11 protein-coding genes, 5 tRNA genes and 2 rRNA genes (1 of these 18 only partly in view) are annotated in these 10,227 nt (G+C 59.0%); all 18 read left to right on the top strand.

The genetic code is table 11. The features are described from left to right. Nucleotides 1-1,442 (top strand): 23S ribosomal RNA (locus tag ACMV8A_RS06190); it begins 1,448 nt to the left of the window's first position. A 97-nt stretch (nt 1,443-1,539) separates the two neighbouring features. Continuing rightward, a 5S ribosomal RNA gene (gene rrf / locus ACMV8A_RS06185) occupies nt 1,540-1,655 on the top strand. Nucleotides 1,656-1,766: 111 nt separating this feature from the next. Continuing rightward, nucleotides 1,767-2,201 carry a universal stress protein gene (locus ACMV8A_RS06180; RefSeq protein WP_495324889.1) on the top strand — a complete coding sequence of 145 codons (435 nt, stop codon included), beginning with the start codon at nt 1,767-1,769 and terminating at the stop codon, nt 2,199-2,201. A gap of 28 nt (nt 2,202-2,229) precedes the next feature. Next, nucleotides 2,230-3,210 (top strand): bifunctional biotin--[acetyl-CoA-carboxylase] ligase/biotin operon repressor BirA, encoded by a 981-nt coding sequence (gene birA / locus ACMV8A_RS06175; protein WP_495324888.1) that lies wholly within the window; start codon nt 2,230-2,232, stop codon nt 3,208-3,210. After that, complete coding sequence (locus ACMV8A_RS06170) at nt 3,207-3,974, top strand: type III pantothenate kinase (protein ID WP_495324887.1); 768 nt, start codon at nt 3,207-3,209, stop codon at nt 3,972-3,974. Before birA ends, ACMV8A_RS06170 begins: the two co-directional genes overlap by 4 nt. Further along, nucleotides 3,971-4,714: an SPOR domain-containing protein gene (locus tag ACMV8A_RS06165; RefSeq protein WP_495324886.1), complete on the top strand. Its 744-nt coding sequence runs from the start codon at nt 3,971-3,973 to the stop codon at nt 4,712-4,714. Before ACMV8A_RS06170 ends, ACMV8A_RS06165 begins: the two co-directional genes overlap by 4 nt. Before the next feature lie 57 nt (nt 4,715-4,771). Next, nucleotides 4,772-4,847, top strand: a tRNA-Thr gene (locus ACMV8A_RS06160). 124 nt (nt 4,848-4,971) lie between these two features. Continuing rightward, a tRNA-Tyr gene (locus ACMV8A_RS06155) sits at nt 4,972-5,056 on the top strand. 52 nt (nt 5,057-5,108) lie between these two features. Then, a tRNA-Gly gene (locus ACMV8A_RS06150) sits at nt 5,109-5,182 on the top strand. A gap of 23 nt (nt 5,183-5,205) precedes the next feature. Beyond that, nucleotides 5,206-5,280: transfer RNA gene (locus ACMV8A_RS06145), tRNA-Thr, on the top strand. A gap of 45 nt (nt 5,281-5,325) precedes the next feature. Then, complete coding sequence (gene tuf, locus ACMV8A_RS06140; RefSeq protein WP_495324874.1) at nt 5,326-6,516, top strand: elongation factor Tu; 1,191 nt, start codon at nt 5,326-5,328, stop codon at nt 6,514-6,516. 75 nt (nt 6,517-6,591) lie between these two features. Beyond that, nucleotides 6,592-6,667, top strand: a tRNA-Trp gene (locus ACMV8A_RS06135). A 38-nt stretch (nt 6,668-6,705) separates the two neighbouring features. Continuing rightward, nucleotides 6,706-7,044: a preprotein translocase subunit SecE gene (gene secE, locus ACMV8A_RS06130; protein WP_495324885.1), complete on the top strand. Its 339-nt coding sequence runs from the start codon at nt 6,706-6,708 to the stop codon at nt 7,042-7,044. A 12-nt stretch (nt 7,045-7,056) separates the two neighbouring features. Then, entirely contained in the window at nt 7,057-7,590 is a 534-nt protein-coding gene (gene nusG, locus ACMV8A_RS06125; RefSeq protein WP_495324884.1) for a transcription termination/antitermination protein NusG, read from the top strand. 81 nt (nt 7,591-7,671) lie between these two features. Next, nucleotides 7,672-8,103 (top strand): 50S ribosomal protein L11, encoded by a 432-nt coding sequence (gene rplK / locus ACMV8A_RS06120; protein WP_495324883.1) that lies wholly within the window; start codon nt 7,672-7,674, stop codon nt 8,101-8,103. Between the two features lie 3 nt (nt 8,104-8,106). Beyond that, on the top strand, nt 8,107-8,799 hold the full coding sequence (gene rplA / locus ACMV8A_RS06115; protein ID WP_495324882.1) for a 50S ribosomal protein L1: 693 nt from the start codon (nt 8,107-8,109) through the stop codon (nt 8,797-8,799). Nucleotides 8,800-9,049: 250 nt separating this feature from the next. Next, entirely contained in the window at nt 9,050-9,550 is a 501-nt protein-coding gene (rplJ, locus tag ACMV8A_RS06110) for a 50S ribosomal protein L10 (protein WP_495324881.1), read from the top strand. Between the two features lie 71 nt (nt 9,551-9,621). After that, nucleotides 9,622-9,996, top strand: coding sequence for a 50S ribosomal protein L7/L12 (gene rplL / locus ACMV8A_RS06105; RefSeq protein WP_495324880.1), 375 nt, complete (start codon nt 9,622-9,624; stop codon nt 9,994-9,996). The last annotated feature ends 231 nt before the right edge of the window (nt 9,997-10,227 follow it).

Here is a 10,227-nt window from a genome sequence, read left to right as displayed (position 1 = left end):
GGTTTAAGCATGTAGGGAGTGCTCTTAGGCAAATCCGGGAGCACATATCCTGAGATGTGATGACGAGCTGCTACGGCAGCGAAGTGGTTGATGCCATGCTTCCAAGAAAATCCTCTAAGCTTCAGGTAACGTAAGACCGTACTCGAAACCGACACAGGTGGACAGGGTGAGTATCCCAAGGCGCTTGAGAGAACTCGGGTGAAGGAACTAGGCAAAATAGCACCGTAACTTCGGGAGAAGGTGTGCCCTTTGTATGTGAAGGCCCTGCGGCTGGAGCAGAAGAGGGTTGCAGTGACCAGGCCGCTGCGACTGTTTATTAAAAACACAGCACTCTGCAAACACGAAAGTGGACGTATAGGGTGTGACGCCTGCCCGGTGCCGGAAGGTTAATTGATGGGGTCAGCCGCAAGGCGAAGCTCTTGATCGAAGCCCCGGTAAACGGCGGCCGTAACTATAACGGTCCTAAGGTAGCGAAATTCCTTGTCGGGTAAGTTCCGACCTGCACGAATGGCGTAACGATGGCGGCGCTGTCTCCACCCGAGACTCAGTGAAATTGAAATCGCTGTGAAGATGCAGTGTATCCGCGGCAAGACGGAAAGACCCCGTGAACCTTTACTATAGCTTTGCACTGGACTTTGAAGTTGTTTGTGTAGGATAGGTGGGAGGCTTTGAAACTGCGACGCTAGTTGCAGTGGAGCCAACCTTGAAATACCACCCTGGCAACTTTGAGGTTCTAACTCAGGTCCGTTATCCGGATCGAGGACAGTGTATGGTGGGTAGTTTGACTGGGGCGGTCTCCTCCTAAAGAGTAACGGAGGAGTACGAAGGTGCGCTCAGACCGGTCGGAAATCGGTCGTAGAGTATAAAGGCAAAAGCGCGCTTGACTGCGAGACCAACAAGTCGAGCAGGTACGAAAGTAGGTCTTAGTGATCCGGTGGTTCTGTATGGAAGGGCCATCGCTCAACGGATAAAAGGTACTCCGGGGATAACAGGCTGATACCGCCCAAGAGTTCATATCGACGGCGGTGTTTGGCACCTCGATGTCGGCTCATCACATCCTGGGGCTGTAGCCGGTCCCAAGGGTATGGCTGTTCGCCATTTAAAGTGGTACGCGAGCTGGGTTTAGAACGTCGTGAGACAGTTCGGTCCCTATCTGCCGTGGGCGTTAGAGATTTGAGAAGAGCTGCTCCTAGTACGAGAGGACCGGAGTGGACGTACCTCTGGTGTTCCGGTTGTCATGCCAATGGCACAGCCGGGTAGCTATGTACGGACGGGATAACCGCTGAAAGCATCTAAGCGGGAAGCCTCCTTCAAGATAAGATCTCTCTGGACCTTCGAGGTCCCTAAAGGTTCGTCGAAGACTACGACGTTGATAGGCTGGGTGTGGAAGCGCAGTAATGTGTGTAGCTAACCAGTACTAATTGACCGTGAGGCTTGACCATATAACACCCAAGTATTTTGGGTGGCATTCGCCCCAAGTGTTTTGATACGACTACCGAATTCGTTGGAGTGGCTGCGGCCGCTTCGACAACCAGTTTGCCTGGCGGCAATAGCGAGTGGGAACCACCCGATCCCTTTCCGAACTCGGAAGTGAAACCACTCAGCGCCGATGATAGTGTGAGGCTTCCTCATGCGAAAGTAGGTCACTGCCAGGCTCTATCCCGAACCCCCTGCAGGTTTTCCTGCGGGGGGTTTTTATTTGAGCTGCCGGCGGCCTCGCGGTATCGTGTAACCTTGTTCCGGGTGTTGGTGACGGGGAGGGGCATATGGGCGCGTACACACACATACTGTTGGCAGTCGATTTTTCCAATGCGACAGAGACTCTGATGCAGCGGGTGTCGGCGCTGCGCCAGGTTTGCGGCGCCGAGTTGTCGCTGGTGCATGTGGTTGAACCGCTGGTCATTGACCCTTCTTATGATGTCTTTCCTGCTGTGCCGCTTGGGTTGGAACAGGAAGTCGCAGACAAGGCTCAACAGGAATTGGTTCGTCTTGGTGAGCGGCTCGGCGTTTTGGCGGAGCGCTGCCACGTCGTCCTGGGGGCGACCAAGAACGAAATTTTGCGCTGCGCGCGCGATCAGGCGGTCGATCTGATCGTTGTCGGCAGCCATGGTCGTCATGGGGTTGCCCTGTTGCTCGGGTCGACGGCTAATGCGGTGCTGCACGGAGCACCCTGCGATGTGCTGGCTGTGCGCATCAAATAATATCCATCCGTGCTAACGCCATTTCCGCATGACTTCATTGCAGTACACGCTGTTGCGATTGCTCGCTGATGGCCATTTTCATTCTGGCGAGCAGATGGCGCGCCATGCCGGCGTGACCCGCGCGGCGGTATGGAAGGCTTTGCAGGCACTGCGCGAACTCGGCATTGATATACAGGCTGTCACTGGACGTGGCTATGCGTTGGCGCGGCCCTACGAACCGTTGGAACACGATGTCATCCTGGCGCAGCTTCCGGCACAGACACGGCGGCAGCTGCAATCATTCGATGTCCTTCACAGTGTTGATTCGACCAATGCCTGGCTGATGCGCCAGGAAGGCGACCATCCCGTGATTGCCTGCATAGCCGAGCATCAAAGTGCCGGCCGTGGCAGACGGGGCCGGCTATGGTGTTCCCCTTTCGGTAGCAATATCTATCTATCGTTGCGTTCCCGCTTTGAAGACGGCATGGGACGATTGTCAGGGCTGAGCCTGGCCATTGCTGTTGCGGTGGTCCGGGCGCTGCGCCAATCCGGTGTTGCGGAGACGACACTCAAATGGCCGAATGATATCTATTGGCGCGGGCGCAAACTCGGCGGAGTTTTGCTAGAGATCGCCGGGGAATCGAGCGGCCCCTGTCGTGTCGTCGTCGGCGTCGGCCTGAATGTGGCCATGCCCGCCCGTGCCGGTCAGGAAATCGAACAGCCCTGGACGGATCTCACATCGATCTGTGATGGTGTCTCACGCAATCAGCTGGCCGGGCGCCTGTTGCATCACTTGATCGATGCGGTTGTGGTCTTTCAGCACCAGGGCCTGGCGGCGTTCGAGCACGAATGGCGCCAGGCGGATCTACTGTACGGCAATCCGGTGGTCCTGTTGCAACCCGGAGCCGAGATCTGTGGCATTGGTCGTGGCATCGCCCCCGACGGTTCGTTGCTGCTCGATGTCGATGGCGAACTGCAGCGGCACAACTTTGGCGAGGTATCGGTGCGCCTAGGGGAGCCGCTGCGATGATGTTATTGCTGGATATCGGCAATACGCGTGTGAAATGGGCTCGGTGGCAAGATGGTAGTTTGTCGGTTGGTGAACCAGCCGCGTACCGCGGACATTTACCGGACCTGGTGTGGTCTGCTTTGTGGGGCGCGCAGCCTGCGCCTCGACGTGTCGTGGTGGCCAGCGTGGCTGGGGCCGAGGTCAACGCGAGTTTGGCCGCGTGGTGTCGTGCCCGGTGGGGCACGTTCCCCGAGTTTGTCTCAGCAACCGCCGAGGCCTGTGGTATTCGCAGCGGTTACCGGAGTCCTGCCCAATTGGGTGTCGACCGTTGGCTGGCGCTGATTGGTGCACATCATCTGCCGGAATTCGCCGCGCAAAATCTTTGTGTGGTTGGCTGCGGCACCGCGTTGACGGTCGATGTGCTGAGCGCAGACGGTGAGCACTTCGGTGGATGGATCGCGCCGGGCCTGGCGCTGATGCGCCGGCAACTGGAAGGAGGCGCCGCCGCTTTTACTCTAGGGATCGCCTCTGCGGCAGGTATTGATGACTTTGGTCATGATACGGCTGAAGCGGTGACGGCAGGAACGGGGCGGGCGGCGGCCGGCCTGGTGATGCAAGCGTTGCCTTTGGCACGCCATTTGTTGGGCAATATGCCGGTGTGCGTATTAACCGGAGGCGATGCCGCAATTTTGCTGCCCTTGTTGCAGTCTGAGGCGTATGTCGTACCGGATCTGGTGTTGCACGGGCTGTCTACGCTGGTGCTGCAACAGGGGAGTGCGGGATGAAATGGTTCTTTTTTTGTATGGTCGCAGTCAATCTTGTCCTGCTGGCGTGGAACTGGCAGCAGACTGGGGAGGCGCCGCCGGCCGTTACCATGAACGGGGGGGCGGCAACACCGGCCGGCCCGAGATTGGTGCTGCTGCACGAGCTTGATACTCCCTTATCTGCACGGCGTGAGCCTGCCACGCCCCGGTCCGCACCTGCGGCAGAGCCTGTAGCCTCGCCGGTCGACCTGGCGGCAGTGGATGAACCCGTTGCTCCGGTGGCCGAACTGCCTCCCCCTCGTACGGCAGTCTGTGTGCGTTTGGGGGGCTTCGAGTCTCAGTCGGTGGTGGCCGGTGTGACCAAGTCCTTGCAGCAGGGCGGGGCATCTGTCCGCAGCCAGGGCGAGGAGGCGGGCGAGATTAAACGCTACTGGGTGATGCTGCCACCGGTAGCTACACCTGCGGCGGCGACGCCGGTGCTGGAGCGTCTGCAGCGAGGTGGTATCAAAGACTTCTATCTGATACGCAGTGGGGAGAATGCTAACGCCATTTCGCTCGGTGTTTATTCCAGTAAGGATGCGGCACAAAGAAGGGGGCAGCAGATTCGGGAGCTGAAGCTGGTGCCGCGTATCGAAGAGATCACCTTGCCGGCGAAACGCTGGTGGGTGGAATTTGATTGGGCCGATGACGGAAAGAATGCGACTTGGCGTGGCCTGTTGCCGCGCGAGCTACGCGATACCCCGGCCTTGGCCTGTCGCTGAATTGCCTTCCCCGGTGGGTTTACCTAGAATACGCCGCTTGCCGCGGCAACAGACGCAGCTGGCGTAGCTCAGTTGGTAGAGCAGCTGATTTGTAATCAGCCGGTCGGGGGTTCAAATCCTCTCGCCAGCTCCATACGCAAGGGGGACGGGTGGGCTCATCCGTCCCCCGGTTGTTTCTGCAGGCGGACCTTCTTTCATCGGTGGGTATTGCTGTTGACAGAAACCCGCGCCTCTATCAGAATAGCGGGCTCGTTTCCGGAGGGGTTCCCGAGCGGCCAAAGGGATCAGACTGTAAATCTGACGGCTCAGCCTTCGAAGGTTCGAATCCTTCCCCCTCCACCAAACAGAATATAGTAGTGGCCGTTAGGCTGGGCTGGTGGCCTTGCCAGGCAATGCGGGTGTAGTTCAATGGTAGAACCTCAGCCTTCCAAGCTGATGGCGTGGGTTCGATTCCCATCACCCGCTCCAATAGCTGGCTGAGCAGATTTCAGGCCCATATAGCTCAGTGGTAGAGCACTCCCTTGGTAAGGGAGAGGTCCCCAGTTCAAGTCTGGGTATGGGCTCCAATTTACGTTTCATTATTATGTGTTCCAACGTGAGGAGTTTGTCCGATGTCCAAGGAAAAATTCGAGCGTAAGAAGCCGCACGTAAACGTCGGTACGATTGGTCACGTGGACCATGGCAAGACGACGCTGACCGCGGCCCTGACGGTGGTGCAGGCGAAGAAGTTCGGTGGTGAGGCGAAGGCCTACGACCAGATCGATGCGGCGCCGGAAGAAAAGGCCCGTGGTATCACTATTTCTACTGCGCACGTGGAGTACGAGTCCGCGAACCGCCACTACGCCCACGTGGACTGCCCGGGTCATGCCGACTACGTGAAGAACATGATCACGGGCGCGGCGCAGATGGACGGCGCGATCCTGGTGGTGTCGGCTGCCGACGGCCCGATGCCGCAGACCCGCGAGCACATCCTGCTGGCCCGTCAGGTCGGCGTGCCGTACATCGTCGTGTTCATGAACAAGGCCGACATGGTGGACGACGCGGAACTGCTGGAACTGGTCGAGATGGAGGTGCGCGACCTGCTGTCCTCCTACGACTTCCCGGGCGATGACACCCCGATCGTGGTGGGTTCGGCGCTGAAGGCGCTGGAAGGTGATACCTCCGACATCGGCGTGCCGGCGATTGAGAAGCTGATCAACGCCCTGGACACCTACATTCCGGAACCGGAGCGTGCCATCGACGGCGCCTTCCTGATGCCGATCGAAGACGTGTTCTCCATTTCCGGGCGCGGCACCGTGGTGACCGGCCGTATCGAGCGCGGCGTGGTGAAGGTGGGTGAGGAAGTGGAAATCGTGGGCATTCGCCCGACCACCAAGACCACCGTGACCGGCGTGGAAATGTTCCGCAAGCTGCTGGACCAGGGTCAGGCCGGTGACAACGTCGGCGTGCTGCTGCGCGGCACCAAGCGTGACGAAGTGGAGCGCGGCCAGGTTCTGTGCAAGCCGGGCAGCATCAAGCCGCACACCAAGTTCGACGCCGAAGTGTACGTGCTGAGCAAGGACGAAGGCGGCCGTCACACCCCGTTCTTCAACGGTTACCGCCCGCAGTTCTACTTCCGTACCACGGACGTGACCGGTGCGTGCGACCTGCCGGAAGGCGTGGAGATGGTGATGCCGGGTGACAACGTGAACATGAAGGTATCGCTGATTTCTCCCATCGCAATGGAAGAAGGTCTGCGCTTTGCAATCCGCGAAGGTGGCCGTACTGTCGGCGCCGGCGTGGTTGCCAAGATCATCGAGTAAGGGAAACAGTCGCAAGGATAAAGGCAGGCGCGAGGGTTTACGCCTTGTGCCTGCCTCCTTGTTTTTGTGAGTCACAGGCCAGTAGCTCAATTGGCAGAGCGGCGGTCTCCAAAACCGCAGGTTGGGGGTTCGATTCCCTCCTGGCCTGCCATTATTTAGTGCCGGCCTACCAGACGGCGTGGACAGTTAATGGCGGATAAAATCAAGTTGCTACTGGCGGCGGTGGTCCTGATTGGGGCCGTCGCAGCCTTCTATTATTTTGCGGACCTCATGCTGTTTGTGCGTGTGGTGGGGCTGCTTGTTGCCGTTGGTGTCGCCGTTGCTATAGCCGCGCAGACCGAGGTCGGCGCGAGCGGGCTGGTCTTCCTGCGTAGCGCGATAGTGGAAGTGCGCAAGGTAGTATGGCCGACGCGCAAGGAAACCATGCAGACCACCCTCGTGATCCTGGCGATGGTGACGGTCATGGGCCTGCTGATGTGGGCCTTCGACGCCTTGCTCGCCATGATGGTGCGCTCGCTGACGGGTTAAGGGAGTAGAGGAATGGCTTTGCGTTGGTATGTAGTCCATGCCTATTCCGGGTATGAGAACCAGGTCAAGCGCTCGCTGGAAGAGCGCGTGAAGCGCGCCGGCCTCGAAGACAAGTTTGGTCAGATCCTGGTGCCCACCGAGGAAGTGATCGAGATGCGCGAAGGTCAGAAGCGCAAGAGCGATCGCAAGTTTTTCCCCGGCTATGTGCTGGTGCAGATGGAAATGACCGATGAGACGTGGCATCTGGTCAAGGATGTGCCGCGTGTGATGGGGTTTATCGGCGGTACTGCCGATCGTCCCGCGCCAATCACCGAGAAAGAGGCCCAGGCGATTCTCGATCGTGTGCAGGAAGGTACCGAGAAACCGCGGCCGAAGGTGCTGTTCGAGCCGGGCGAGGTGGTACGCATCGTCGATGGGCCGTTCAACGATTTCAACGGTGTGGTGGAAGAGGTCGATTACGACAAGAACCGCCTGCGCGTTGCCGTGCTGATCTTCGGTCGCTCCACTCCGGTGGACCTGGAGTTCAGTCAGATAGAGAAAGGTTGATTGCGTAGTAGCGACTTAGGTCGTTTTTACATTCAGTAACAGGGGAGCCGTAAGGCGCTTGCACCCACTTAGGAGTAGCTCATGGCTAAGAAGATTGATGCTTATATCAAGCTGCAGGTAAAGGCCGGACAGGCCAACCCCAGCCCCCCGGTCGGCCCCGCTCTCGGTCAGCGCGGCGTTAACATCATGGAGTTCTGCAAGGCGTTCAACGCCCAGACCCAGGGTATTGAGCCGGGTCTGCCCATTCCCGTGGTGATTACGGTCTATAGCGACCGCAGCTTCACCTTCGTCACCAAGACCCCGCCGGCCTCCATTCTGCTGAAGAAGGCTGCTGGCATCACCTCCGGATCCAAGGTGCCGAATCGTGACAAGGTGGGCAAGGTAAGCCGTGCCCAGCTGGAAGAAATCGCCAAAACCAAGATGGCCGATCTGACCGCCGCCGACATGGACGCCGCTGTGCGTACCATCGCGGGCAGTGCGCGCAGCATGGGCATCGAGACGGAAGGGGTATAAGCCATGGCCAAGTTGACCAAGCGTATGAAGGCTGTGCGTGAGAAGCTGCAGCCCGGCAAGCTTTATGCTGCCGAAGAGGCATTCACTCTGTTGAACGAGCTGCCCAAGGCCAAGTTTGTCGAATCTATTGATGTGGCGGTGAACCTGGGCGTCGATCCGCGCAAGTCCGATCAGGTGGTGCGTGGTTCCACCGTACTGCCGAATGGCACCGGTAAGACCGTGCGTGTCGCCGTGTTCACCCAGGGGGCCAACGCCGAGGCCGCCAAGGCCGCCGGTGCCGATATCGTCGGTATGGACGACCTGGCTGAGCAGGTGAAGGCCGGCAATATGGATTTCGATGTGGTCATCGCTTCGCCGGACGCCATGCGCGTCGTCGGTCAGCTCGGCCAGATCCTCGGTCCGCGCGGTCTGATGCCGAACCCCAAGGTTGGTACCGTGACCCCCAACGTCGCTGATGCCGTGAAGAATGCCAAGGCCGGTCAGGTGCGCTACCGTACCGACAAGGCCGGCATCATCCACTGCTCCATCGGCAAGGTGGGCTTTGCACCCAACGCGCTGAAGGAAAATCTCCAGGCATTGCTCGCCGACCTGCAGAAGGCCAAGCCGAGCACCGCCAAAGGCAGCTATATGAAGAAGATCACCGTGTCCACCACCATGGGCCCGGGTATTGTGCTGGATCAGTCCTCACTGGCCTGATTGCACTAACACTTTGTAATGACTTTTGACCGCCGGCAGTAACGCCGGTGCACGTCGAAGACCGCAGGTGCGCAAGCTTAATGCCTCCCTGAGGTGCCTGCGTAGACGGTGTCACCCTGTCAGGTTCCCCTGTGAGGGCCACCGTGAGGCGGAACCGGTGTTGTTGACCGGCTCCATCAAGGGTGGTGCGGAAGGGGATGTATCTTGTCCCACTCCGTACACGTTATGTAACGAGAAGAGGTGATTTCGCGTGGCTCTCAATCTTGAACAAAAGAAGACCATCGTAGCCGAAGTCGCCGAAGTCGCTGGCAAGGCTCACTCCGTCGTCGTGGCGGAGTATGCCGGTCTGTCCGCCGCTCAAATGACCGACCTGCGCACCAAGGCGCGTAAGGAAGGTGTGTATGTGCGCGTGGTCAAGAACACGCTGGCCCGCCGTGCTGTTGAAGGCACCGAATTCGCTTGTCTGCAGGAGTCCCTGACCGGTCCCCTGATGGTGGCGTTTTCGCAGGAAGATCCGGGCGGTGCTGGTCGCGTGATCAGCGAGTTCGTCAAGGGCAACGACAAGTTGGTGGTCCGGGCTGTTTCCATCGGCGGCAAGCTGTTGCCGGCTGCCGAACTGGCGCGCCTGGCTCGTATCCCGAACAAGCCGCAGGCTATCAGCCAGTTGATGGCTGTGATGAAGGCTCCCGTGGGCAAGCTTGCCGCGACTCTGGCCGCTGTGCGCGATCAGAAGGCCGGCGCTGCTGCCTGAGTTCGGAACCGGAAACCATTCAATCCGCTGCGTGAATGCAGTCGATAACAGAAATTACAGAGGTTAGTATCATGGCCGTTACCAAAGAAGACATCCTGGAAGCCGTTGCCAACATGACCGTGATGGAGGTCGTTGACCTCATCGAGGCGATGGAAGAGAAGTTTGGTGTTACCGCTGCTGTAGCCGTTGCTGCCGGCCCCGCCGCCGGCGGTGGAGCTGCTGCCGCTGAGGAGCAGACTGAGTTCAACGTCATCATGACCAGCTTCGGCGACAACAAGGTCAACGTGATCAAGGCCGTTCGTGCCATCACCGGCCTGGGTCTGAAGGAAGCCAAGGACATGGTCGAAGGCGTGCCTTCCACCGTGAAGGAAGGCGCGTCCAAGGCCGAAGCCGAAGACATCAAGAAGCAGCTGGAAGAAGCCGGCGCCAAGGTCGAGCTGAAGTAAGCGAAGTCCATAACGAACGACGTGCGTCGGGGGAACCTGACATTATCGGACTAGCAACGGGGAACCTGATGGGTTCATTCGTAACGCCAGGGATGGCGCTGTTTTACTTTAAGTAACACCGGCTGGTGGCTGATATGCCACCGGCCTTTTTCCGCTGGGCAGCGGAAGCGAACACCCCCGGCAACCGCAATGCCTGCAAGGATCCTATCCGGCGCGGTTGCTGGACCTACA

It is taken from the genome of Sulfurivermis sp. (assembly GCF_059410345.1).
The sequence above is the reverse complement of the archived record's forward strand: the minus strand, read 5'-3'. Positions and strand labels throughout refer to the sequence as shown.